Annotated in this window: 21 protein-coding genes and 1 tRNA gene; 16 read left to right on the top strand and 6 right to left on the bottom strand. The window is 54.6% G+C overall.

All coding sequences use genetic code 11. The features are described 5' to 3' along the window. Nucleotides 1–788: 788 nt before the first annotated feature. From VFO10_RS15135 to VFO10_RS15115, 5 genes are all read right to left on the bottom strand, one after another. Nucleotides 789–865, bottom strand: a tRNA-Ile gene (locus tag VFO10_RS15135). A gap of 65 nt (nucleotides 866–930) precedes the next feature. Beyond that, on the bottom strand, nucleotides 931–2922 hold the full coding sequence (rpoD, locus tag VFO10_RS15130; protein WP_414697035.1) for an RNA polymerase sigma factor RpoD: 1992 nt from the start codon (nucleotides 2920–2922) through the stop codon (nucleotides 931–933). A gap of 529 nt (nucleotides 2923–3451) precedes the next feature. Then, nucleotides 3452–3985: an RDD family protein gene (locus VFO10_RS15125; protein ID WP_325141575.1), complete on the bottom strand. Its 534-nt coding sequence runs from the start codon at nucleotides 3983–3985 to the stop codon at nucleotides 3452–3454. A 13-nt stretch (nucleotides 3986–3998) separates the two neighbouring features. Then, nucleotides 3999–5804: a DNA primase gene (gene dnaG / locus VFO10_RS15120; protein ID WP_325141573.1), complete on the bottom strand. Its 1806-nt coding sequence runs from the start codon at nucleotides 5802–5804 to the stop codon at nucleotides 3999–4001. 77 nt (nucleotides 5805–5881) lie between these two features. Beyond that, on the bottom strand, nucleotides 5882–6940 hold the full coding sequence (locus VFO10_RS15115; protein WP_325141572.1) for a hypothetical protein: 1059 nt from the start codon (nucleotides 6938–6940) through the stop codon (nucleotides 5882–5884). Nucleotides 6941–7113: 173 nt separating this feature from the next. Here VFO10_RS15115 and VFO10_RS15110 point away from each other — a divergent pair, with 173 nt between their 5' ends. The 3 genes from VFO10_RS15110 to VFO10_RS15100 are packed head-to-tail and all read left to right on the top strand — an operon-like array spanning nucleotide 7114 to nucleotide 9439. Continuing rightward, a complete protein-coding gene (locus VFO10_RS15110) occupies nucleotides 7114–7608 on the top strand; it encodes a YajQ family cyclic di-GMP-binding protein (protein ID WP_325141570.1) in 495 nt (164 codons plus the stop codon). A 5-nt stretch (nucleotides 7609–7613) separates the two neighbouring features. Beyond that, the gene (gene ychF, locus VFO10_RS15105) at nucleotides 7614–8732 is read left to right on the top strand and encodes a redox-regulated ATPase YchF (protein ID WP_325141568.1); all 1119 of its coding nucleotides are present in this window, start codon (nucleotides 7614–7616) and stop codon (nucleotides 8730–8732) included. Continuing rightward, nucleotides 8729–9439: a hypothetical protein gene (locus VFO10_RS15100; protein WP_325141566.1), complete on the top strand. Its 711-nt coding sequence runs from the start codon at nucleotides 8729–8731 to the stop codon at nucleotides 9437–9439. Before ychF ends, VFO10_RS15100 begins: the two co-directional genes overlap by 4 nt. Here the strand turns inward: VFO10_RS15100 and VFO10_RS15095 are convergent. Continuing rightward, the gene (locus VFO10_RS15095) at nucleotides 9426–10235 is read right to left on the bottom strand and encodes an enoyl-CoA hydratase/isomerase family protein (protein ID WP_325141565.1); all 810 of its coding nucleotides are present in this window, start codon (nucleotides 10233–10235) and stop codon (nucleotides 9426–9428) included. The genes VFO10_RS15100 and VFO10_RS15095 overlap by 14 nt on opposite strands. Nucleotides 10236–10308: 73 nt before the next feature. On the opposite strand from VFO10_RS15095, the gene VFO10_RS15090 reads away from it, so the two are divergent. The 13 genes from VFO10_RS15090 to VFO10_RS15030 all read left to right on the top strand — a co-directional run bounded on the left by VFO10_RS15090 (nucleotide 10309) and on the right by VFO10_RS15030 (nucleotide 25569). After that, nucleotides 10309–10920 carry a shikimate kinase gene (locus VFO10_RS15090; protein ID WP_325141563.1) on the top strand — a complete coding sequence of 204 codons (612 nt, stop codon included), beginning with the start codon at nucleotides 10309–10311 and terminating at the stop codon, nucleotides 10918–10920. Between the two features lie 192 nt (nucleotides 10921–11112). Continuing rightward, nucleotides 11113–12114, top strand: a complete 1002-nt coding sequence (gene gspC, locus VFO10_RS15085; RefSeq protein WP_325141562.1) for a type II secretion system protein GspC — start codon at nucleotides 11113–11115, stop codon at nucleotides 12112–12114. Nucleotides 12115–12124: 10 nt separating this feature from the next. Further along, nucleotides 12125–13135 (top strand): type II secretion system protein N, encoded by a 1011-nt coding sequence (locus VFO10_RS15080; protein WP_325141560.1) that lies wholly within the window; start codon nucleotides 12125–12127, stop codon nucleotides 13133–13135. Nucleotides 13136–13196: 61 nt separating this feature from the next. Next, nucleotides 13197–15692, top strand: a complete 2496-nt coding sequence (gene gspD / locus VFO10_RS15075) for a type II secretion system secretin GspD (protein WP_325141558.1) — start codon at nucleotides 13197–13199, stop codon at nucleotides 15690–15692. A 36-nt stretch (nucleotides 15693–15728) separates the two neighbouring features. Continuing rightward, nucleotides 15729–17555 (top strand): type II secretion system ATPase GspE, encoded by a 1827-nt coding sequence (gspE, locus tag VFO10_RS15070; protein WP_325141556.1) that lies wholly within the window; start codon nucleotides 15729–15731, stop codon nucleotides 17553–17555. A gap of 6 nt (nucleotides 17556–17561) precedes the next feature. After that, on the top strand, nucleotides 17562–18785 hold the full coding sequence (locus VFO10_RS15065) for a type II secretion system F family protein (RefSeq protein ID WP_325141554.1): 1224 nt from the start codon (nucleotides 17562–17564) through the stop codon (nucleotides 18783–18785). Nucleotides 18786–18849: 64 nt separating this feature from the next. Next, nucleotides 18850–19332 (top strand): type II secretion system major pseudopilin GspG, encoded by a 483-nt coding sequence (gene gspG / locus VFO10_RS15060; protein WP_325141581.1) that lies wholly within the window; start codon nucleotides 18850–18852, stop codon nucleotides 19330–19332. 47 nt (nucleotides 19333–19379) lie between these two features. Continuing rightward, nucleotides 19380–20237 (top strand): prepilin-type N-terminal cleavage/methylation domain-containing protein, encoded by an 858-nt coding sequence (locus VFO10_RS15055; protein WP_325141553.1) that lies wholly within the window; start codon nucleotides 19380–19382, stop codon nucleotides 20235–20237. Beyond that, on the top strand, nucleotides 20221–21096 hold the full coding sequence (locus VFO10_RS15050) for a hypothetical protein (RefSeq protein ID WP_325141551.1): 876 nt from the start codon (nucleotides 20221–20223) through the stop codon (nucleotides 21094–21096). The genes VFO10_RS15055 and VFO10_RS15050 overlap by 17 nt, the downstream gene beginning before the upstream one ends. Before the next feature lie 65 nt (nucleotides 21097–21161). Further along, nucleotides 21162–21932 carry a type II secretion system protein gene (locus VFO10_RS15045; protein WP_325141550.1) on the top strand — a complete coding sequence of 257 codons (771 nt, stop codon included), beginning with the start codon at nucleotides 21162–21164 and terminating at the stop codon, nucleotides 21930–21932. Next, nucleotides 21929–23170 (top strand): hypothetical protein, encoded by a 1242-nt coding sequence (locus tag VFO10_RS15040; protein ID WP_325141548.1) that lies wholly within the window; start codon nucleotides 21929–21931, stop codon nucleotides 23168–23170. The genes VFO10_RS15045 and VFO10_RS15040 overlap by 4 nt, the downstream gene beginning before the upstream one ends. 72 nt (nucleotides 23171–23242) lie before the next feature. After that, entirely contained in the window at nucleotides 23243–24916 is a 1674-nt protein-coding gene (pilM, locus tag VFO10_RS15035) for a pilus assembly protein PilM (protein ID WP_325141546.1), read from the top strand. Next, a complete protein-coding gene (locus VFO10_RS15030; protein WP_325141545.1) occupies nucleotides 24913–25569 on the top strand; it encodes a hypothetical protein in 657 nt (218 codons plus the stop codon). The genes pilM and VFO10_RS15030 overlap by 4 nt, the downstream gene beginning before the upstream one ends. Nucleotide 25570 lies beyond the last annotated feature (1 nt).

The raw sequence follows: 25570 nt of genomic DNA, 5'->3' as shown, positions 1-25570 counted from the left end.
AAGGGCAAGGCAGACCATTGTCATATTCCCCAGTCGCTATGAAAAGGAGGTGAACCGTTGTCTTATGAACATAAGACTCATGTTGGGTTATGGGTTCCAGGTCCCGCGAGGAAAACCACCTTGATCTTTGACAACCGAATAGATCCGAACCCAGCTGAGCTATGGAACAAAAATGGAGCCGGCGCTGAATCCGGAGGGCCATGGTGCGCCCTGAATTCAGCTGGCGGGTGATGGACGGCGAATCCGCGAGACAAAGCAGGTCCATAAGGAGGATTGTGCAGCTCAAAATTTAGACGCAAGGATCCACTCTTCCGTCTCAGGCCGCAAAAGTGCGCTGGTGACGGGAACGCGGGACGGGACTGACGGAAAGTTTCGGGGATTCGGGTGAAGAGCTGTGACACGGTCTCGCCGAGTAGATCTATTTGGATATAGGCGTTTCAAAAATTATCGACTCAGGGTTTTAAATATGTGCCGGTAGAGAGATTCAGGGTCGGACCCACTACGATTCGGGGAGAGCCAAAATTATCGACTCAGGGTTTTAAATATGTGCCGGTAGAGAGATTCAGGGTCGGACCCACTACGATTCGGGGAGAGCCGGATATAGGCGTTTCAAAAATTATCGACTCAGGGTTTTAAATATGTGCCGGTAGAGAGATTCAGGGTCGGACCCACTACGATTCGGGGAGAGCCCGACTTAGCCCGCGTTAGCGGGCTACCCTGTCCAGTGGGGCCGCTGCAAGCGGGCATATATCTATTGTCTGTTATGGGATTTTTCTTTTGAAGAGAAATGGTGGGTCCACCCCGACTTGAACGGGGGACCAGCGGTTTATGAGACCGCTGCTCTAACCAACTGAGCTATGGACCCATGAGGAATGACGAAATAAGTAACAGAAAGCCCCAGGTCGGTAAACAGAAACCTGGGGCGCTGCTTTAGCTTTCTATGAAGGCCCGCAGTTTTTTGCTGCGCGAAGGATGGCGAAGTTTACGCAGGGCCTTGGCTTCGATCTGACGAATCCGCTCGCGGGTTACGTCGAAGTTCTGGCCTACCTCTTCAAGAGTATGGTCAGACTTTTCACCGATACCAAAACGCATACGCAGAACCTTTTCCTCACGCGGCGTCAGCGTTGCGAGGGCCTTCAGGGTCTGCTCTTCCAGACTGCCAGCGATGACAGATTCGGAAGGGGACGACTGGGTCTTGTCTTCCAGGAAATCACCAATGTGGTTGTCTTCCTCTTCACCGATCGGGGTTTCAAGGGAGATGGGCTCAATGGCGATTTTCAGGACCTTGCGCACCTTGTCGACCGACATATCCATACGAGCTGCGATCTCTTCCGGTGTGGGCTCGCGGCCCATCTCCTGGACGAGGTAACGGCTGGTGCGGATCAGCTTGTTGATCGTCTCGATCATGTGGACCGGAATACGAATCGTACGAGCCTGATCGGCGATGGCACGGGTGATGGCCTGACGAATCCACCAGGTGGCATAAGTTGAAAACTTATAACCACGGCGGTATTCGAATTTCTCAACGGCCTTCATCAAACCGATGTTGCCCTCCTGGATCAAATCCAGGAACTGCAGACCGCGGTTGGTGTATTTCTTGGCAATCGAAACAACGAGACGAAGGTTGGCTTCCACCAACTCCTTCTTCGCCGATTCCGCCGCTTGCTGCATCGAATGCAGAGCACGGTAGTTCTCGATCAGATCAGCCGGATGCATGTTCGATTCGCCGCGCACGCGATCGACATTTTCAATCGCCGCGGACACGTTGCGAACCACGCGCTGCCATTCCCGATCGGTGGCGTTGTTCAAAGGCACGCCGGGATTTTTGCTGACATGATCGACAAGGTTATCGCGCGTCGTTTGCATACGCTTGGCGTAATAACCGATGTCCTGATCCGCTTCACGCAGAACGTTGGCATGCTGAGCCAGACGATCTATGACGCTGGTCAGAAGCTTTCTGTTGATATTCAGCTCTTTCAGAATATCAAAGATCTTATCGCTCTGGGTCTGCAGGGGATCCTTGGCCTTGCCTTTGGCAGCAGGCTTGGCCTGAGTCACGCCGCCTTCGGTCAGGAGTCTTTCGAACCTGTCGTACTCCTGAAGGAAGACCTCGGTCACCTTCCGCAGCTTATCGGAATGCGCTTCCTCGTTGGAAGAGGCCTCATCATCATCGAAACCCTTGATGAAGCCCTTCATCCGGATTTCACCGGACACAAACTTGCGAGCCGCATCGACGATCGTGTCACGACCGATGGCGAGCTTCAGGATTTGTTCCAGGATCCGGTTCTCTTCGGCTTCGATCTTCTTCGCGATAACAACTTCGCCCTCGCGGGACAGAAGCGCCACGCTCCCCATCTTGCGCAGGTAAATACGCACGGGGTCGTTGGACTTGCCGAAGTCCTCGGTGGCCTTGGCGTCTTTTTTCTCGATGTCCGGAGCAGCATCGACATCCACTTCCGTATCGACTTCAACATCGATTTCCACATCGAGGTCGATGTCGTCATCAATGCCGAGTTCGTCGGTGGCGGCGAAATCCAAATCATCGGTCATCAGGATATCGTCTTCGCCTTTGGTGGCGCCGGCGATCTTGATGTCGTTGAATTCATCCTGAGCCGTATCCTGAACATTGATTCCACGGGTTTTAAGCTCGCTCAAAACCGATTGGATCACTTCGGGACCAGCATCTTCATCCAGAACGGCAGCATCCACATCACGGAAGGTCAAAGATCCCTTCTTCTGATAAATGCCGTTCAGTTTGTTAATCAGCTTGCTGCTGATCTCTTTTTTATTGGGCTTGCTGGGGAGTTCGTCGAAATCCTCAACAGGAGCTGCTTTGGCTTCATCAAATTCTTCCTCGTCATCCGGAAGGATGTCGATGTCATCATCTCCGTCCAGCAGCTCGTCATCATCTTCATCATCCATCAGCTCAAGGTCGGCATCGTCATGGGCCTTGTCCGAAGCTTTCTTATCGCCGCCTTTTTTACTGGCGGACTTCTTCTTGCCAGGCACCGCAGACAATTCAGCTTCATCAGCCGCAGATGTTTTCTTCGCGGCCGTAGCTTTCTTGGCCTTCGTTGCTGGTTTCTTCTTGGCAGTCGTCTTTTTCACTGCTTTTGCTTTCCCAGACTCTTTGGCCTTTGTGGCGGTTTTTTTCTTAATAGCCATACGTAGAAAGATTCTCCGCAGCTGTTGATGTGTCGATGTGGCTTGCTAAACTAGAAGGCGTGCGGGTTGAACAGCACGTTTAATCTATAGTTATAAATACCGCTAGCCAAAAATGCAAGCGGCGTTGCGGGCAAAAAGTTTTTAACTTTCCTGACTTATACTTTCGCTGCAGTCTTTCTGCATGTGCAGAGCGCAGCTGAAATTTAAGGGAAATTAACCTTCGCCCGAACGCTTCTATGTGACATTGTGACTGTAAACAGTTCCTCTGACACCCTTTCCTGCACTTTTAAGCCAACTCCGGTTTAGCCTCCGGCACCAGCTGCGGAACGCTGTCTGACGCTTTTGTAAGTACTTTCGGCAGACTTTCCCAACGTACGACCAGGCTGTCACTGATCAAATCATGGAGAGTTTGCCTTCTCGTCGTAAAAAAGGAAATCAAATATCCAAAATAAAACAGAACAGTTGATAAAAAGTGGCTGAGATAACGAATGGTGGAACGACGCAGAGTCAACCGCTGAAGCTGCTCATCACAGACCCTCAGCCCCATGGCCAGTTTGCCCGGCGTAGCCTGCAGCGAAGAGGCCTCAAAACCTGCATAATAAAGCCAGTGCGCGCCGACCAGAAGGGTCATGATACCCATCCACAGAAGGAGGGTGAAAATCGTGATCGTCGCCATGCTGAACATCGACATGAAGCCGAGGAGCAAAGCTGGAAACAGCAGCACGAAGCCCACGCATGCGATCATCGCTCCAAAGAGGAGGTGATCGATGCAGACCGCCAGCAAACGGCGGCCAAAACCTGCATACATTACATCATTCATCCGAAACCCTTGCCTATGGATTGGTGCCGCTATTCACAGCTGCGGCGTTAAGTTCTTTCGTTATGCGGGCCACGGCAGCAAGAATTTCCCGCTGCTCTTCAGCCGTACCGCGCATCAGGTTCTGCTTCAGACGCGCGAGGCTTTCTTTCAGTGCTTTGCGACGTACTTCCTTGGCCAGCTTTTCCATCTGCTGCTGACGGGCCGTCGTGATGTAAAGAGGAGCGTCGCGTTCCAGCCTCTCGATCAGCGTCAGCGCTTCTGGAATCACAAGCGAGGTCCAGTGCGATTTGTTGAGTTCGGACGGCACCAGATTACGCCGCAGAGCCTTCGATAATTCCAGCGCGAAATCGAGCCAGAGTTCATCGAGTTCAAGCTGCGTTTTCAGCATCTGCTCGGTCGTATCCAGATCTATTTCACCCGGACGTGAAAAGAAAAGATGGCCCATGAAGGAAAGTTCCGCGCCTTTCAGTTCCTGCACCTTGGGTCGGGGAGCTTCGGGAGCCGGAGCCTCCACCCGCGATGGGGCCACGCGTTTGACCGCTGTGTCCGGCTTCACCTTTTCTTCAAGGTCGGCAGCCGGTACTCCGGTGAGTTCAGCAATGCGCACCAAAAGATACTGACGCCGCACGGGATCATCCACCGACTGCAGCCAGGGAATGAATTCCTTATTGATCAGATCCGGAACGCCGAGGTCATGCGTTTCCATGAGACGCGCCTGGATCGCAAATTCCAAAAGGTTTTGCGCGCCTTGCAGCTGCTGTTCCATGCCGGCCACGCCGTACTCTTTCACAAAGGTATCGGGATCATGCTCCTCGGGAAGGACCACGACCTTGAATTCAGTTTGAGGCACTTCCAGAGCCAGGGACACTGTGCGCAAGGTGGCCGCGCGACCCGCGCGATCGCCATCAAAAATAAGATAAACGCGCGGCGTGAGCGCTGCGAGCCGACGCAGGTGATGGATGGTCAAAGCCGTGCCGAGACAGGCGACGGCATGCGGAATGCCCGCCTGCCAGAGCTGAAGGACATCCATGTATCCTTCGCATACGATCGCCCGACGATCGCGGCGAATCGGTTCCTTCGCGAGATGCAGGCCGTAAAGGACCTGCGACTTATCAAAGAGCGGTGTTTCCCGGCTGTTTTTGTATTTCGGCTGCTCATCACCGAAGCAGCGGCCGCCGAAAGCAATCGCCCGGCCATGCATATCGAAGATCGGAATCATGAGGCGATGGTTGAAGAAATCGTAGGCCTTGTTATCGTACTGCGAGCTGTTCGCCACCGAAGCCGTGATCATGTCCTTGATCGCGAAGCCCTTGCGCAGAAGGTGATTGACCAGAAACTGCGGTTCCTGCGGACTCAGGCCGAACTGATGCTTCTCGATGAATTCCGGCGTGAAACCCCGGCTTTCGAGATACTGAAGGGCAAAGGTTCCGTTCGATGCCAGCAGGCGTTCACGGAAAAAGCTCAGGCTTTCCGCACAGATCTTATAAAGGTTGGACTCCATCTGGCGAGCCGCGCGATCGTGCGTGGGATGCTCCAATTCCGGGACATCAATGCCGAATTTCTCGGCGAGATAACGGAGGGATTCCAGAAAGGAAAGCCCCTGCATTTCCCGGACAAAGGTGATGGCGTCGCCACGGGCGCGACAGCCGAAGCAGAAGTAGTGATCATCGAAAATGGTAAAGCTCGGCGACTTTTCCCCGTGAAAGGGACAAAGGCCGACCTGCCGGCCGCTACGTGTGGTCAGCGCGACTGTTTCGCCGATCAATGTAGCGAGCGGCACTCTTTGCAGAATGCGTTGCTTGGCGACTTCGACGCTCATAGATGGGATCCGCTGTGAAATTCAGAAAATAGGCGGTTTGGCCGCGACGGCGGGTATCATAGCAGGTTGATCGTGTCTCAGGGACCTTTTTTCAGAAAGCGGGAGGAGATTTTGTCGCCATAGCGGCAGAGGTTACTGATATTCGCGAGCAAAGTGTAAGACGCCATACCCGTGGACTCGCGCTCGTTGATCACGGCCATATAGGGTGACTGTTGGCCGCTTTGACACACGTTCTTCGGATCGCCTTCCTTGTCGAAGGCCGACGGTTCCACCTGCGAGATCAAGGTGACGCCGGGTCTGGGATTGAAGAGTTTATACTGATTGCCGAGCAGGGTGCGGATCTGCTCGGCGAGGTCTTTCACCGGAATCTTGCTGTCATCGCGATAGAAGGCCGTGCCGAAGTAGGGCGTCACCTGGGTGCTGATACGATCGACCAGGTAATAGATCTTCATGCCTTCGAAAATAGGTCCGAGTTTGCGATCGAAGTTGCAGTAACTCATCGGAAAGTAATTCACGGTTTCCTGGGTCGAAGGCTCGTAATGGAGCTCGCCGAAATCGCGATGCATCGAAAGAAGCATGGTTTTCGGCTTATTCAAGGCGCCCGCGAGGCCTACGGATTTCAGGAATTCCTCGCGCTTGGCGTGACGCAGAGGCGTGTAGACGAAGGGATCGTTGCCAAAGAGCAGGTACTCCGGCTGCAGCTCGCGGAACATGGTTTTATAGAGCGAGGTGCAGGAAAAGTTGCCGAAGTTATCGCTCATATAAAGGCCGTTGGTCGGATCCTCGTCCTCCTGGGCCCGGATGGGGTGACTGCGATTCAAACCCGCGCCGGCGAAAAAGACCTGCTCCCCCCGCAGAACGAAGGGCACCGGATTTTTGGGGTTGAAGGTGTACTTGCTGTATTCGCTCTTGCACTCGATCAGAGCGGCTTTCAGCGCGTCATGATCCTCGCGATAGGCAGCGGCCATCTCTTTTTTGCAGTCGATCATAATGGAGACGGCCGGATAGCGATCCTTGCAGGCAGCCAGGCCATATTGGAGCTTCTTGTTCTTTTTTACCGAGCCCGGACCCTGGTATTTTTTAATGACCGAGGTCACGCACTCCTGGTAATCTTCGCGCTCCTGGGAGGGTTTCATAGGAAGAGCCAGTTTTACCTGATTTTTCTCGGCAAAAAGACAGGGGATCGCAGTCGTATATGCTAAAACGACGCAACTGGCGGATGCAATGATTCTTCTGTTCCTTGGCATAATCCTTTAGGTTAAAGAAATCGACTGTTTGTGGGAAGTCCCTTTTTTAGGAGTTGCTGAATATGCCTTCTTTCGACATCGTCAACGAAGTCAATCTTCAGGAAGTCGACAACGCCGTAAACCAAACGGTGAAAGAGATTTCGACCCGCTTTGATTTCCGCGGCAGCAAGTCGACGATCGAATTTGATAAAACGGAAAAAAAGATCAAGATCCTGGCGGATGACGAGCTGAAACTTCGGGCCATCCATCAGCTTCTGGAGCAAAAATTGGTCAAGCGCTCGGTGGATCTGCGCACGCTGGATTACGGCAAGCAGATCGAAGGCTCGGGCAATGCTTTGCGCCAGGAAGTTACGCTCAAGAACGGGATTGATAAGGAAGAAGCCAAGAAAATTGTCAAACTGATCAAAGATTCGAAGATCAAGGTGCAGGCGGCGATCCAGGACGAGCAGGTCCGGGTCACGGGCAAAAGCATCGACGATCTGCAGGAGACGATCAGAACATTGCGCGCCGCGACCGAGATCGGTCTGCCGCTGCAATTCATCAATATGCGGAGCTAAGAGCCATGGGTTTTAAATGCGGTATCGTTGGTCTGCCTAACGTCGGCAAGTCGACTATTTTCAATGCTTTGACGTCGGCGGGTGCGGCTTCGGCCAACTATCCGTTTTGTACGATCGATCCGAACGTGGGCCGGGTGGATGTTCCGGATCCGCGCCTTCAGGAACTCGACAAGTATGTAAAAGCCCAGCGCATCGTGCCTGCCAGCATGGAATTCGTCGATATCGCCGGGCTCGTGCGCGGCGCCTCCAAAGGTGAGGGCCTCGGCAACCAGTTCCTGGGTCACATCAAGAGCACCAACGCCATCGCCCACGTGGTTCGCTGCTTTGACGACAGCGACATCACGCACGTCGAGGGCGGTGTGGATCCGATCCGGGATATCGAGATCATCAACACCGAGCTGGTCCTTGCGGATATGGCCACGGTTGAGAATGCCAATAGCCGTTATCAGAAGCTTTTGAAAACGGGCAAAAAAGATATCGTGAAGATCGCGGAGATGCTGACGGCTCTTCAAAACCAGTTGAACGAGCTGAAGCCTGCGCGCGTTTTCCCCCTGGCTGATTTTGTGGGTGATGAACCTGCTGTGCAGAAGGCTTACGAAGAGCTGCATCTGATCACCGCGAAAAGCGTTCTTTATGTGTGCAACGTGGAAGAATCCCTGGCTGATGGTTCGCAGGACAATGAGTTCACCAAAAAGGTGAAGGCACACGCGGCTGCGGAAAAAGCTGAATGCGTCATCATCTGTGGCAAGATCGAAGAAGAGCTGAGCCAGCTCTCGCTGGAAGAGAAGATGGAAATGATCAAGGACTTCGGCATGACCGAGCCTGGTCTGAACCGTCTGATCCGCGCGGGTTATAGCCTTCTCGGTCTGCAGACTTACTTCACCGCCGGTGAAAAAGAGATCCGCGCCTGGACGATTCACAAGGGTGATAAGGCGCCAGCCGCGGCGGGCGTGATTCACTCGGACTTTGAGCGTGGATTCATCTGTGCTGAAGTTTATGTGATCCCGGACCTGGTGAAGGTCGGCGCACGCGCCAAGCTCAAAGATCAGGGTCTGATTCGCCAGGAAGGCCGTGATTACGTCGTGAAAGACGGCGATGTCATGGAATTCCGCTTCAACGTATGATCTGGACCTTTCCTGAAAACGGGGCTCCTGAGGCCCCGTATCCTGTGTTTCGCCTGGCTTCCTTCTGGGCCTGTGAAACGGCGGATGGAACACTGGCTCTGGCCGGGAAACTCCCGTGGGGCCAGCTGCCTTCCTTCCCGGATCTTCCTCCTGGAAAAATTTACTATAAAGGCTTTCGCGGCTGGGTTGCCGATCTTTGGTACGATGGGCCTGAGTTTTATGCGGTGGATGGTGCGGTGACGGCCTGCGTTCTGCCAGGTACGGAAGCTCCTCTTCCTGCTGAACAGCGTGCGGAAGGCTTTGCGGACTGGCTGCGGGAGCATGAAGTTTTAGCCTGGAAAAAAAGCCTCGCGAGGGCCTTTCGGGAACGATGGGCGCTGCAGCCGAGCGCCTTACGGCTGCAGGGATGGGAGACTGATCCCACGCATGCGCTGGTCCTTTTGGGATTGCGCCTTGCATTTCCGCAGACCAATTTTATCGCCGTGGATTATCCCGCGGACCTTAAGCCGCAATGGAAGCGTTACTGTCAGAATCTGAATATGACGACCTGGGCCGCCCCATCGCAGCTGAAGGGGCTTCCCGTTCTGGAAATTTCTGAGATGAGCCGCCTTTGGCCCAAGGCTGCGGCCTCGCGTTTCCTCGTGAATTTAAATGCCCGCATCCCCTGTGTGCCAGGAAAACTCGCGACTCTGTTCAATTCCCCATAAATTTTCGCAGAAATCTTTCATGCGCCGGGTGCATCCAGAGCTGCTGGAAAAGGTCCAGTTCGCGATCGGCCCATTGTGGTTTTTTATCGACAAAGGGGCCCTGGAGCATGTGTTTTTGGATCATCAGGCTTCGCGGTGACAGGCGCTTGAAATCGTGCATGACGCTTGTGAGGAGCGTCTCAAGTTCCGTGTCATCGGCGGCAAGGTCATTGATGAGTCCCAAACTTTGCGCTTCGCTCGCGGAAAGTCGGCGACAGCGGAGCAGAAGATCAGTCGCACGGGCCTGACCCACTAGAGTCACAAGACGCTGACAGCTGGCATAGCCCGTCGCAAGACCGACTTCCAGCTGTTTGAAGTGCAGTGAACTCTCTGCGGTCGCGAGTCGCACGTCAGCCGCCAGAGCCAGCTCTGCGCCGCCTCCGATCGCTGCGCCCTGAATCGCGGCGATCACGGGAATCGGCAGACCCTGCAAAATAAGGCCGATTTGCGCCCATTCCGCAGCGTAGGCCCGTCCATCAGCGGGTGATGACAGCTGCGCAAGTTCTTTCAGATCACCGCCTGCAATCCATATGGGTGGATTCTGGCCCCGCCGAACCGGGTCTGCACGCAGGATCAGCCCACGATAGGGCGGCTCTTCGATGGCAGGGTCCGTTCGGAAGGGTTCCAGCTCCTGCTCCAGCTGCATCACGAGTTCCAAAAGCTCCGCGCCGATGATGGGACCCAAGGCATTCAAGCGATCCGGGCGGCGAATCGTCCAGGTGAGAACAGAATCCTGCTTTTGGACTGATATGTACATAAATCCCCTTCACCCAGCGGGCCAGCAATGTTAGAAAGAATGATACGGAACCATCTATAGCGGATAACTGATCTTGAAAAAAGTCCTCGAATACCCCACGCTCAATCGCAAGCAATTCCCAAATTTAGTCGTGGTCGGCGCGACAGCGAGCGGCAAAACCACCGTTGCGTATCAGCTCGCGCGGCTCATAGGGTTTGGCGTTTTGGACCTGGACGACTGGATCGAAAAGAAACAGGGACGCCGCATTGAAGACATCTTCGCCCAGGAGGGGGAAGAAGCTTTTCGCCAAATGGAAACCGAAGCGCTGGAAGCCATCGGCGGGATTTTGAATCACATCATCATTCCCGGCGCCGGTGCGGTGGAACGCGAAGAGAATATGGAACTCATGCGTCGACTCGGACCCACTATCTGGCTGGCCACGCCCATGTCGGAAGTGGTCTATCGTCTTTTGCAGAGACCCGAAGAGCTGGAAAAAAGACCCATGCTGATCGCGGCGAAAGAAATTCCCGATCGTCAGCAGCGCCAGGCCTATCTGGAAGAGCGTTTGAGCCAGATGGAACAGCGCAGGGTCGATAGATATCGGCAGGCCGACTATGCCATGACCATAAGTTTCGCCACGGCTGGGACCTGCGCACAGTTTATTAAGAACCTTCTTCTGGCCAGCGAAGCCCCTGAGAATGCGTGATTTTGGCTTCTTTATTGCCATGCCTCCAAGGCCGACACGAAAAAAAATCCTCATGCAGGACTAGGCGAATAGCCGAAAGATGCGTTAGGAAAGAGCCTGCGCATTTGTCGTCATTGGGGGAGCCTGCGTTGCTTAGCTCCCCTTCATGGGGCGTTTGGTAGAAAGCACAATTGCAACGTGCTCAGGGTGGGTATGGAAAGGGTCTTGGTCTCGATCGATCGCAAACAGCTGCTCCGGTTCGTCCGGTTCCTGCGCCGCTTTTCGCTCAAGTGGGTTTTAGCCCTGCTCGCCGCTGCATTTATCATTGCCAGCGGACTTTCACTCTACATGTCCTTCGTGTTTTTGCCCGTCGGCAAAACCCCACGTCCCAAAACCCGTGTCAGCACTGAGAGTCTGAAGCTCGATCAGAAAAAGGTCAGCAAAGCGGATCAGACCATCATCCTTGAGCGAAATATTTTCAATAGCGAAGGGAAGATGGGGGATGCTATTGACGGTCCTGCCAAATCCGGAACACGTTCGGACAAGCTTGTGAAATCGGATCTGCCTCTGAAGCTGACCGGCGTGATCTTTGCCGGCGATCCGTTCAACGGTCTCGCGATGATCGAAAACACTCAGAAGAAACGCACCAGCAGCTATATGGTCGGGGAAACCATTCAGGATGATGCCAAACTCGTGGAAATCTACGACGACCGCGTGATCCTGGAGCGCAACACCGGCCGTGAGTATGTCGAGCTCGAAAAGTTCGTGATGCCGACGCCCAAACGCAAAGGCCAGGGCGGACGTCCGGGAGCCGTGGGAACGGCCCTCGATCGCCTGGCGTCGAAGCCACCGCCTGATGCCTATCAGGAAGAGGGTTTCGAGCGTAAAGGCATGAACATCAAGCTGACGGATGAATTCAAACGCAATATTTTGGCCCCTGAGATGCTCACCAAGGTGCTGCAGGATGCCAAGGCCGAACCCAATATGGTCGGTGGGGAATTGAAAGGTTTCCGCCTGACGCGTATTCGTGAGAACTCCGTCTACGAGAAAGCCGGATTCCAGAACAATGATATCGTGGAAGAGATCAACGGCATTCCGCTGCGTGATGCCGCGGGGGCCATTCGCCTTCTGAATCAGCTGCGCAGTGAAAAGGAAATCGAAGTTCGCTTGAATCGCAATGGAAGCACGCAAAACATGACGATTCAGATTCAATAGGGACGCAGGCATGCAGATTCTGGCTTTGAAAGACAAAGTGCTTGGCTACTGGCGGTCGTACGAGGACCTGAATCGCCTCGTTCTCGACATTGCCTGGCGGAGCCTTGCCGTTCTCTTCGCCGCCTATATTTGTGCCTCCATCCTTTCTGCCGTGAGCCTTATGTTCCTCTCAGGCGCTGCGATGCAGCATAGGTTCAAACCGAGGCAGGAAGTGGATCGCCCGCGTCTCAGCAAGGATACCAACTACAGAGATCTGCGTAAGGTGATTCTGGCTCGCAATATCTTCAACAGCACAGGCGCCGTTCCTGAAGAGGCCGACCCCAGTGCGGAAGGCAGCGCTGCCGCCACTTTCAACCCGAATGACAAGTGTCAGAAACCAACCGTGAATGTCGAGCTTTTGGGTATTATCCACACCGGCAGCGCCGAGACCTCTTTGGCGACCATTCAGGAAAAGGGTTATACTATAGCTGACATCTATCGTGCAGGGGAGCGCATCATCGGCAACGAAGCCGCGCTGATCTATGCGATCGAAGAGGGCAAGGTTGTGCTCAACAATAATGGTGTCAAGGAGTGCTTGGAAATCAACTCCTTGCTCACTGCGGGCAAGCCTGATGCATCACCTGTCTTGCCCGCTGCCTCAGCCGTTCCCAGCATGGCGTCTGCCGCTGATTCCGGTCAATCGGGTGATTGTGCCACGACGACCGTGACTCTGCAGAGCAGCTTTGTCGAGGAATCCCTGGGACCCGGTTTCTCCAAGATCCTGGAACAAGGGCGTCTCGTGCCGTATCACCGCGACAACGTGATGGTTGGCTTTAAGTTGATCGGTGTCAAAGGCGGATCGCTTTGGACGCAGGTCCATCTGGGCAGCGGTGATGTGATTACGGCCGTGAACGGCACAAGTATGGCGCAACCGGAAAAAGGTTTCGCCGTATACGAATCGCTGCAAGCGGATAAGCAGATTCGCGTTGAGTACCTGAAGGGCGGCAAGACGCCTTGCATACAAAACGTTGAAATAAAGTAGCGGGGAGGCTAGTTTGCCAAGTCTTGGAAGGCTGCCTGCTCACACTATGGGGAGATAGAGTGTGATTCGCTTACGACAACTGACAACAGCGGTTATTTTGAGTCTCGGGGCCGGGAAAGCCTTGATGGCTCAGGACGATAACCCTCCGCCGATGCCGGAAGAATCCATGCCGGACGAACCGGAAGGACCGAGCGATAGCCCTCGACTGCCCTCTGGCCCTGCCTTTGGTCAGCCAGGAGCGAAGACCCCCGGCGCGGAAAACGTACCGGAAGGCCAGGAGCTCGTAAGCATCGACTTTCCTGAACCGACAGAAATCAAGGACATCATCCGCGCGGTTGCGCTCTGGACCGGTAAGAACGTGATTATCGGCAAAGGCGTCAGCGGCAAAGTGCAGATGATTTCGCCGAAGAAAGTCACGAAAGATGAAGCCTATCAGGCCTTTCTTTCGGCTTTGAACGTTCTCGGCTACACCACTGTGGAAACCGGCAAGGTCATCAAGATTCTGCCGACACGCAACGCACTCAAGGGCAACCTGCATATTTATCAGGGGACGACCTGGGCACCGCGCACGGATAAGCTGATCACGCAGATCGTTCCGCTGAAATACATCGACGCGAAACAGATTCAGCAGACTCTGTCGCAGCTCGTATCGACCAACTCCATGATCGCCTATCAGCCGACCAACACCCTGATCATCAGTGATACGGGCTACAAGGTGCGCCGTATCCTTCAGATCGTCGAGCTTTTGGATGTCGCGGGTCAGCAGCCCAAGGTGGCTCTGGTTCCTATTCGTTACGGTGACGCCAAAGCCATTTCGCAAAAGGTCCAGGAGATTCTGCAGGTTTCTGAAACCAGCAAACGCGGTGGTCAGGCCGGTGGCGCGACTTTTAAAGTCAGCGTGGACGAACGTTCGAATTCGGTTGTGATCTTTGGACCGCCTCGCACCATTCAGGATGTGAAGGATCTGGTCAAAAAATTCGACTTCCCGGTGGAGGATCCCGCCAACCAGGCGGCTATCCGCGTCCGCTTCCTTGACTATGCCGATGCGAAGAAAGTGGCCACAACCCTTTCCTCTTTGGCTCAAGGATCGGCAACAGGAAGCCGCCGGACTCCCATCAGCTCGCCCGTGCGGACGATTGGACAGAATAACAGCGGACGGATGAACACTCCGTCGGGTCCTGCCCCTGTCGCCGAACTGGGCGACAACGTGAAGATCACCGCTGATGAAAGTTCGAACTCCCTTCTGATCACCGGCTCCCGCGCGGCTTATGATGCGATCAACTCGATCGTCCGCAAGCTCGATCGTCGCCGGCCTCAGGTCTATGTGGAAGCCGATATCCTGGATGTGAATCTTTCGGACGATTTCAGCTTCGGCACTTCGATCTTGCTCGGCAGCAAAAGCGGCAAGAGCATTCAATCCTATGGCTGGCAGGGCCAGGGCGTGACGCCTATCGTCGCGGCCTCGTCGATCACCAATGCCGGTGGCGCCAACGCAGCCCTTGATACGACGACCAAAGCCGGTGTCGCGAGCGCTCTGAGCAAGGACTTTACGATCGGCGTCCTCGCCGGTCAGCCCATTGAGATTCCTGGTATCGGTTCGGTGACTCCTGCCGGTCTGATCACCATGCTGAAATCCGACGGCAACACCCGCGTTCTGTCCTCGCCGCACCTTCTGACCTCGAACAACGAAGTCGCGAAGATCGTGGTCGGCGACAAGATCTTCTATAAAACCGCAACGCAATCGGCCGCCATCGGTGTCGGTGCGATTGAAAAAGTGGAAAAAGAGGATGCGGACCTGAGCCTCGAACTCAAGCCGAACATCAGCCACACAGGAAACTACGTGACGCTGAAGCTGGATCTGGAAGCCAGCGAAGGCGGACTGAACCCGAACACGAATTTGCCCAACATCAACAAGCGCCAGACCTCGCAGCTCGTGACCGTGAAAAATGGTCAGACCGCTGTGATCTCGGGCCTTGTGAAACGCCGCGAAGCCGAGATCTATCAGAAGATCCCTCTGCTCGGTGACATTCCCATCCTCGGCTGGCTGTTCCGCAACAGCACGCTGAAGAAGGAAACCACGAGTCTGATGATTTTCCTGACGCCGCATATCGTTTACGGTGCCAATGACCTTGCGGCCATCTATGATAAGAAGGTTCAGGAACGCGACGACCTGATGGCGAAAGCCTTCGGTTCGGATGAAGATGATGAATTCATCAAAGCCCTGCCTGCCCGTGACGCCGGTCGTTATCATCCCGATGCCAACGATGCCCGCGAAGAGCGTGAGCAGGAACTTCTGCGGCGTCAGCAGCAGGAAGATAGGGGCGAATTGGAAGAAAAACCAGCGGGCAAGCCTGAACTGGGCGAGCGTCCGGAAGATCCCACCACGGTGCCTATGCCGACGGGTGGATTCGATGAGACTCCGATGATGGGTGGACCAGGAGGAGGTATGGATGGAGGCAACGATGTGCCGCCACCACCACCGCCGCCGCCGCCACCGGTTCCCGTTCCCACACCGGAGCCCATGGATATGCCGGAACCCATGGAACCGCCTCAGTGATATGGACTCGGCCTGCGAAATGAAGGAAGTGGCTCGATGACGGATACGGACAATACAGCTAAGAAGTCTGAGGCAGCCCCCAAGTGGACCCGTCTGCCTTCCGTGGATTTTCGCAGTCTGCAGCATAAAACACTCGGCCAGATCCTGGTCGAGTCCAAGACGATCACGGAAAAACAGCTGCAGGAAGCGCTGCGTGAGCAGAACGAAGAGGGTAGCACCAAAAAACTTGGTGAGGTCCTCGTCGCCAACAATTTCGTCAGTGAAGAGGACATGCTGAAGGCTCTGGCCATTCAGCTGGATCTTCCCTACTACGACCGTCTGCCGATCAATGATATCGACCCCATGCTGGTCGATAACATTCCGATCCAGTTCTGTCGGGATAACAAGATCCTGCCGATCGCCCGCGATGACTTCAACGTCACGGTGGTGGTCGCGGATCCTTTGAACATTCATCCTTTGGATGATTTGCGCCTGATTCTTTCGACCAATATCAACATGATCGTCAGCCCTCCTTCGGTGATCGAGAACAGTATCAACCGCGTGTTCGAACGCGCGAATGATGCCTCGCAGAAGGTGCTCGACGAACTGAACGTCGGGGACGTGGGTGATGAAGGCGATCTGGATGAAACGCGCGACCTTTTGGAATCATCCGATGATGAAAAGCCTATCATCCGCCTTGTGAACAGTCTTCTGGCCCGTGCGGTCAAGGAACGCGCCTCGGATATTCACATCGAACCCCTGGAAAACGAGGTTCTGGTGCGCTTCCGTATCGACGGTATGCTCCAGGATAAAACCCAGATTCAAAAACGCCACGCCGGTTCCCTGGCCTCGCGTATCAAAGTTATCGGCAAGCTCGATATCGCTGAAAAACGCGTGCCCCAGGACGGTCGTATTTCGATCAAGGTCGCGGGCAAGGACATCGACGTTCGTCTCTCGGTCATCCCCGTGGCCTTTGGTGAACGTATTGTAATGCGTCTTCTCGATAAGTCCTCGGGCGGCAAGCGCCTCGATCAGATGGGTCTGGAAAAACGCACCTATGATGCGCTCGGCAACCTGATCGAACAGAAGCACGGGATTGTTCTGGTGACCGGTCCCACAGGTTCCGGTAAATCGACTCTCCTTTATGCGTGCCTCATGCATATCAACACGAGCGATATCAATATCCTGACCATCGAAGACCCGGTCGAATACCAGGTCTCGGGCGTGGGTCAGATCGAAGTGAAGGACAAGATCGGGATGACCTTCGCCTCGGGCCTGCGCGCTATCTTGCGTCAGGATCCGGACGTGATCATGATCGGTGAGATCCGTGATTCGGAGACGGCCCGCATCGCGGTCCAGGCATCCATTACGGGTCACCTTGTGCTTTCCACCCTTCACACCAACGATACGGCGTCGACCGTGACCCGTTTCCTCGACTTCGGGGTGCAGCCCTTCCAGCTGTCCTCGGCCGTACTGGGAATCGTGGCCACCCGCCTTTTGCGTCGTCTTTGTCAGAATTGCCGCGAAGCCTATGACCCGAGCGATGTTGAACTGCATCAGATCGGGATCAAGCGCGAGGACCTCAAAGGTCGCCAGATCTTCCGAGCCGGCCACGGCTGTGACCGCTGCTTCGGGATCGGTTATCATGGGCGTATCGGTGTTTACGAGCTGATGGTCTTCGACGAGGAAATGCGCACGCTGATCATGGCGACTCAGGATGCCAAGACCATCAAAAAGCGCGCCGTGGATAAAGGCATGATTACTCTGCGTGACGCTGCCTTGCATAAGGTCGTCACCGGTGACACCTCTCTGGATGAGGCGGTGAGGAAAACCCAGACGGACGAACTCGAAATCGAAATGAGTGGCGTCATAGAAAAGGGGTAAACCTGAATGCCGATGTATAGTTACAAAGGCTACGATGCGGCCAGTGGCGCCAACGTCAAAGGTCGCATTGATGCCGACTCCGAGCGCGCGGCTCGCGCCACTCTGCGGCAAAGACAGAAGATCATCGTTGCCGAGATCAAAGAGGAAAAAGCCTCAAACATCAAAAAGACCGGGATGAGTAGTCTCACGCAGCGTGGTGTGAGCCTCGAAGACCTTTCGGTGATGGTTCGTCAGTTCGCCACGCTTCAGAACGCTTATGTTCCGGTGGACGAATCGCTGAAGGCATTGGTGAGTCAGGTTGATAACGATGCGCTCCGCAATACCCTGTCCTCGGTGAAGGACTCGGTGTCCGAAGGCAAGTCTCTGGCCGAAGCTTCCGCAGCTTTTCCAAATGTTTTCAATAAGTTATATGTAAATATGGTCAAGGCCGGAGAATCCTCGGGTGCTCTGGGCCTTGTGCTCGAACGCCTCGCTGACTTCATGGAATACCAGGTCCAGGTGCGCGGTAAAATTGTGCAGGCGATGGTTTATCCGTCCATCATGATTTTCGCCTCACTGGGCATCGTGGTTTTTCTTTTGATCGTTATCGTCCCGAAATTAAGCAAGGTTTTCCAGAGCATGAAGGTAACTGTGCCCTGGTACACCGAAGTCCTCATCAATTTTTCAGGCTTTTTGCGGAATTATTGGTTCGTGCCGCCCGTCCTGTTTTTGCTTGGAATCATCTTCGGCCGTAGCTGGCTGAACACTCCCAAGGGTCGACGCAAGTTTGACCACTGGCTTATCACAGCGCCGATCCTCGGGCCGGTATTTTTGATGCTTGCGGTCTCTCGCTTCACCAAAACCCTCTCGACGCTGCTTTCGTCAGGTGTGCCGATCATTCCGGCTCTGGATATTACGAAGAACGTCGTGAACAACACGATCCTGACCGAGGTTCTGGAGCAGGCCAAGGTCGAAGTGCAGGAAGGGAACAGCCTGGCATCCACTATTAACAAAAGTGGAGTATTCCCCGGGCTGGTGACTCACATGATCGCGACCGGTGAAAAGACCGGCGAGATGGTGACCATGCTGGCCCACGTAGCCAAAGCCTACGATGCGGAAGTGGAGCGCAAGATCTCCAAGTTGGTCACTCTGATCGAGCCGATCATGATGATGTTCCTGATGGTGATCGCCGTCAGCGTGATCGTCGGTATGATCATGCCTATGATGGACATTATGAAGCAGATCAAGTAGCAGTTGGGCTTGGCCGTCAAAAATGCTATCAAAGTGGAAACGTTTTTTGGAAGGAGACAATGTGATGATACTGAAGCGTCTGAAACGAGTGTTGCAGCGACCCTTTGGCCCTATCGGTGAAGGTGAACGCGGCATGACCATTATCGAGATCCTGATCGTTATCGCCCTTATGAGTACGATCATGGCTGTGCTTGTCAGCCGTTTGCTCGACAAAAGCGACGATGCAAAGAAAGATTTGGCAGCCGTCAGCATGGGCTCGTTGAAGAACTCGCTCGATATGTACCGCCTCAGAAACTCCCGTTATCCCACAACGGAAGAAGGTCTGCAGGCTTTGGTTGAGCAGCCTGCGACGGCGAAGAACTGGGGCGGTCCTTTCGTGGAACCCAACCAGATCAACGATCCATGGGGTCAGCCTTACCGTTACGAGTCCAGCGGTCCCAAGAATTTCAAGATCATCAGCGTCGGCGCGGATGGAACGGAAGGGACGGACGATGATGTCGTTTACCCACCCGAGGCAGCTAAAGCTGGCGGCGAAAAAAGCGAATAAGCGGGAATTGATCCTATCATGAACCTAAAGGTCTGGGAAACGGAGCTATGACACAAGCGAAGAGGCGCGAACCTTCGCGCCTTTGGCGCGTGACAGTGAAGGGCTGCGAAGGCGGACCTTCTGGCCCTGTAAACCACCCCTCCGCATACGCGGAAGGTGGGTTCAGCCTGATGGAGATGATCATCGTCATCGCCCTTGCGGCCTTGATGTTCGTAGTGGCCGCACCCAGTTTTACCCTGACCGAAGAAACCGAGGCCGCCCAGAAATTGGGGGCCCTCGCCGGTGATATCCGCGCAGCCTATGATACGACTGTACTGACCAGAAAGCCGCATCGGCTGGTTTTTGCCTTTGGCAGCGGTGATTATTGGCTGGAAACCACGGATCGCGACGATTTCTATATGGGCGACGAAAAGTTGGATCGCGATCCCACGCCCGAGGAAATCAAGGACAGGAAAGCCGTCTTCGAAGAGGAATTCGAGCAGTACAAACTCCTGGCCGGCAAGGAAGTGGAAGACTCGGAAGAAGAGCGCGTGATCAAGCCGACCTCGCCGCTTCTGGCTGCCAAGGACAAGCTCGCTCCCGTCGAATGGAAGGCCGTGGAAGATGCGGAATGGAGCGTCAGGAAGCTCGGACCGCAGTTCGCGATCCGCAGCATGCAGGCCGAGCACCATGGACGTCTGCAGACGCGTGAAGAACTCGGCGAGGAAGCCTACGCTTATCTTTATTTCTTTCCCCAAGGCTATGTGGAACGCGCCGTCATTCATATCGCGCCCGCTGATCCGGACGACAAGACCCGCTATGATGAGCGCACTTATACTCTTGTGACCGAGCCCTACGAAGGAATGGCGGAAATCTCATCTGGCTTTAAAGAGGTGGATATAACCCGTGATGAAAGAGCTCGTTAATAAAAATCCCCGCGAGCTGAGTTTCACCATCTTTGAAACGATCGTCGCCGTTGGTTTGCTCATGGCCTTCGCCCTGGAAATGGCGGGAGGGCAGGGGAATATCGTCAATAAGGTTGACTACGCCCGACGTTCCAACGATGCCATCTGGCTGGCCAAACGCATCATGGCCCAGGTCGAATATAATTATCAGACCATGGATCTCAAAGAGCTTGAAACCACCACGACAGAGAAAGACAGGAAGTTCGAAGGCCTCGATCGGGACACCGACTTTGATTACACCTACAGCGTCGAGATCAAGGAATGGAAGTTCCCGCTCTTCGACTTCCTTTTGAACGGCGGCATGAAGGATAAAGAGGACGAGAACGATCCCACCAAAGAGGAAAAGGATCCGGCTGCGGCTGGCATTCCCGGTATGGATGCGATCCTCGATCAGATTTTCAAAGGTCACATCATGAAGGTGGCTTATGTGGAAGTCAGCTGGCCCGATGGAGCCCGACGGGATAAGGTGAGCCTCACCTATCTTCTGACCAACACCAAAGCCCTGGATGAATATCTCATTTCGAAAAAATCCGTCTTCGATGGCGTGATTCAGAAAATGACCGGTGCGAATCCCAATAAGGAATACGCGGCGCTGACCAGCCCCACCTGCGGTTCGATCGATGGTGAAGGCGGACGGCCCCTGGATGGCGGAGGTTGTATCCGTGCGGATGGAACAGTCCGCAGGCGCGATGGATCGATTCTCGCCGCGGATGGAACCTTGATTTCAGGGCCCCCACAGCCGCCGACCGCGACGCCGACCCCAGTCGGAAACCCCAATCCCGGCGGCATGCCGAACCCGGGCGGAGCACCCGGACCCTAAGGTTTCAGCAGGTTCTCATGCTAAAACTGCGATACTGATGACCGAAGACAAAAACAGGATGCACAGTGCGATTGGGACAGGACAAAAGATTAAAGATCAGCGATGAATCCGGGATGACCCTCCTTGAGATCATCATCTCGATCGCTCTTCTTCTGGTTATGACCATCGCCACGAGCAGCCTACTGACCAATGGCGTGGACATGCGCCTGGAACTTTCGCAAAGGTCCAAGGTCAACCACCGCCTCGCCATCGCGATGCAAAGAATCACCGAAGACATCCAGCACGCATTTGTTCTGAACAATAAGCGCTCCGAGTATCAGGGCGCGGCCATTACCCGTTCCACCAAATCGCTTTTTTATATCAGGCAGTGGGACAATAACAGCGAACTGAAGCTCACGACCTTGACCCATAAACCGCGCATAGCCAGCGCTCATGAATCCGATCAGACTTTCGTCGTGTATCGGATTGAAAAAGACAAGGATAACCAGCGGCCTCATCTTTTCCGCGGGGAAACATCGGCGATTCCCACGAACTTCGAAGACGACGTCCCGATGGTGATCCTGGCCAAGAACATCAAATCCCTGCGCATTCAGCCCTGGGATGGAATGAAGTGGGAAACGGAGTGGAACTCCAGCAAAACCGATTTCCGCGATACGCTGCCGCGCATGGTGAAGGTCGAGGTCGAGGCCTATACGAACGAACTGGAGGATGAAACCAGCCAGTACGGGGAAAACGATCCGACCACGACGCTGCGCACTGTGGTTTCGATTCCGCTGGCCGTGGACATGAAGGAAATAAAGGAACGTTCGAAAACCTTGCGATGGGATATGAATTGAAAAAGCCGCGCTTCACACGACCATTCTCGATGCCGAATACCTTTCTGGGTTTTCCGGTTGGCGAATCGCCGTCCGAGGGACCGAAAAGTCCCAGGGACCGCGGCATCGCCATGATCGTCGTGATGTTCATGATCACGCTGATGGCGCTGTTCAGCGCGGATATGATCGTCAATTCCGCCGTCGATGCCGAGCTTGCATCCGGCAGCCGCAATAATCTGAAAGCCGAGTACGTGGCCAAATCCGGAGCCAACCTCGCCACCTTCCTTCTGATGGCCGACCTTGCCGTTGACCTGGGGCAGGTGGAACTGGGAGCAGCCACCGGCGGCGCCGGAAATGCGACCGATGGTCCTGGGGATTTTTCCTTCATGCTCAATGGCATTCCCATCGGCGCCGATTCCCTGGAAATGGCGGGCCAGATGCAGGAAGCCTTCGATCTGAGCAAGATCGCCGATAGCGAGGTGCTCGATGCCCTGAAACTCTTCGATGGGCATTTCACGCTGAACATTACCGACGAGTCCTCGAAACTGAATATCAATCAGCTGTCGGGCAACCCCGGCCTCGTGCAGACGACCATGCTGCGGGCCCTCATGAGCTGTCCGGCCGAGAAGGAATTCCTCGACAAGAAGAAGGTCAATGCCCCGGAGATCGTGGCCTATATCCGCGACTGGGCGGACCAGGACGAAAGGCCATCCGAGGATTCCGGCAAGAGCAGCGAGGATGATGTGTACGCGGATCGCGTGCCCAAGATGAAGGCCAAGAATGCGCCCTATGATACGCTGGACGAGCTGCGGGTCATCCCAGGCTGGGATGTCGACATGCATACAATCTTCTCGCCCTACCTGACGATCTATCCCCTGCCCCAGCAGGGCAAGGTTAATCCCGTGCTGATCAATTTCAACACGGCGTCGCGGGAATTCCTGGGCTGTCTTTTCCCCAAATCCACGACAGACTGTGCAGACAAATCCGCGCTCTACAAGGCCAAGATTGATGAAAACGGGCCGGCGGGGAGCACCGAACAGGTCCAGGATCTCCTGAAGACCACGTTCTGCTCGGAAAATGACGATATTGCAAAAAAATTCACATTTCGGTCCGATCTCTATCGGGTTAAGGTACAGGCCGAAGTTTTCGGGCAGGTGAAGAACCTGGAGTTCGTGCTGCAGCGGAAGCTGCCCGGTGATGACGACAATAGAATTCAGTACAAGGCAGCCTACCGCTATCTTTACTGGAAAATGTTATAGAATGGATAGGGGGGGAACCACGGTCACCCCCGTTCTCTTTATTTTGCCAGCGACCAGGACGGAAACGCTTCTATGCAAAAAGTCATAGGCCTCGACATCGGCAGTTATTCGATCAAAGCCATCGAGATTGTCAATACCTTCAAGTCCTACGAAGTCGTGAACTTCTATGAGACGGTCATTCCCAATCTGGATGGTGTGCCCCTCGACGCGATCGTGCCGATCTGCATGGAGCAGCTGTTCCAGGAACACAATCTGACGGCTGACCGTATTATCACCGCCATGCCGGGCCAGTTCATATCCTCCCGCGTGATCCCCTTCGCCTTCTCGGACCCGCGCAAGATCCAGCAGTCGATCGCGGTCGAACTCGAAGAATATGTTCCGTTCAACATGGAAGACATGATCGTCGATCATCAGATCCTCGGTCATTCCAAGGGTCAGACCATGGCCCTGGCCGTCATGACTCGTAAGGCTTTCCTGCGGAACTTCCTCGACCTTTTGAGCCGGGTGAATATCGACCCGAAACTGGTCGACGTTGACAGTCTGGCCTTCTATAACCTGTGTCCGACCATCGTGGCCCAGGAAAATGAGTGCTATGCCCTGGTCGATGTCGGCAATGAAAAGACCTCGGTCTGTATCATCAAGGGCGGCGTCCTTCGGATGTTCCGCTCGATCAACCTCGGCGGCCGCTATATCACGGACTTCCTGGCCCGCGACCTCGAATGCAGCTTCCATGAAGCGCAGCGCGCCAAGCATGAAGTCAGCGCGGTCTTTCACACCAACTATCGCGGCGAGGACATGAGCGAGCGTGAAAAACGCATCGCCGAACGCACCACGCTGGCCGCGCATGCGATCGTCAAGGAACTCGGTCGCACCTTCTATGCTTATAAAACCTGGGACAAGGAGCCCATCAATCGGGTGATCCTGACCGGCGGAACCTCGAAGCTGAAGCACTTTGATCGCTTCCTGACCGATCAGCTCGAACTCAATTTTGAAAAGTTCGATATCACCAAGACCAACATCAGCATCAACGCCGCCCTGGAAAGCAAGCAGGAAATCCTGCCCCAGAGTTTGGCGATCGGTCTGCGTGCGGTCACGAACCTGAAGAAGCATTCGCAGATCAACCTGCGCCGCGGTGAATTCGCCTACGTTCAGAACTACGAATACATCATGAAGGGGGTGACCCAGGCCTTCAAGGTGATCTCGCTGGTCCTTGTCCTTCTGATGTTCACCTATATCGTGAAGTACTACTTCTATAATCAGCAGATCGAGAAGGTGAAGGAGCAGTATGTTCAGGAGTTCCTGACGAACTTCCCCGAGCTTAAGAAAAAGTATTCGGACAAGAACATCACCTTCAAAAAGCTTCGTTCTGATGCTGAGAATAAGCTGCGGGGCGGGATACGGGATAAGCAGGCCGCCGTGTCCGAATTCATGCTGGCGAACAGCGAGAGCGGACCGCTCCGCGTACTGAAGGAAATCAGCGAAGTCATTCCCAAGACCACCAAGATTGATGTGACTGAATTTGACTTCCGCACGACGCAGCCCGGCGTTGGCAAGCTGACCATGCGGGCGGAAACGGATAACTTCGCCTCGCAGTCGGCCATCATCGAGGCCCTGGGCAAGGCCAAGTCGCTCCGCAAGGTGGAAGAGAAAAGCTCCGGCGCCAAGCCCGGTTCCAACGGCCAGGTCATCGAGTTCACCATCCAGGCTGAATATGTTCATCCCAACAGTGAGGCGGCCAAACTATGAGCGCTTTGCAGAACGTTCGTGATTCCATTCAATCTCTGGTCGCTCGTGGAGTCGACCGGGTTCGCCGTTCGCTCTTCGGAGCCAACAATGAGCGCATCGACTTCCTCATGGACAGTTTCTATAAACTGTCTCCCGAGCATCAGACCGGCGTCCTCGCTGGTGTGGTCGGCATGCTGCTCGTCTTCGTGCTTGGTGCTTTTACGATCTATTATACCCGGATCAATGCGCTGGAAGATGAACTCAATGCCAGCTTCGATGCTCTGACGGAAGTGCGTTCCTTGAGCTCGACCTATGAGCAGGAGCTGAAGCGCTATCAGGAATTGAAATCCGCTGTCAGCCGCAGCGCTGCGGAGTTCAAACCGAAGCCATTCTTTGAAAGCAAAGCCAATCAGGTCGGGGTGCAGATCGCCGACCTGCGTTCCCAGGACACGGAAATTCCCGCAGAGAGTCCGCTGGCCGCGGACTTCCGTTACACCCAGGTTGAATTCAAGCTGCCGAAGGTTTCCCTGCCGCGTCTTTTAAAGTTCATGGAGGAAGTGGAAAAATCCAACGGCAGCCTGAACGTGCACAGTCTGCAAATCCGCACGCGTTATGGCGATCGCCTGTTCTTCGAGACCAGCGCGAAAGTCATTGCTTACAAAACAGGGGGGTAAC

The organism is Oligoflexus sp., assembly GCF_035712445.1.
Classification (GTDB): domain Bacteria; phylum Bdellovibrionota_B; class Oligoflexia; order Oligoflexales; family Oligoflexaceae; genus Oligoflexus.
The sequence above is the reverse complement of the archived record's forward strand: the minus strand, read 5'-3'. Positions and strand labels throughout refer to the sequence as shown.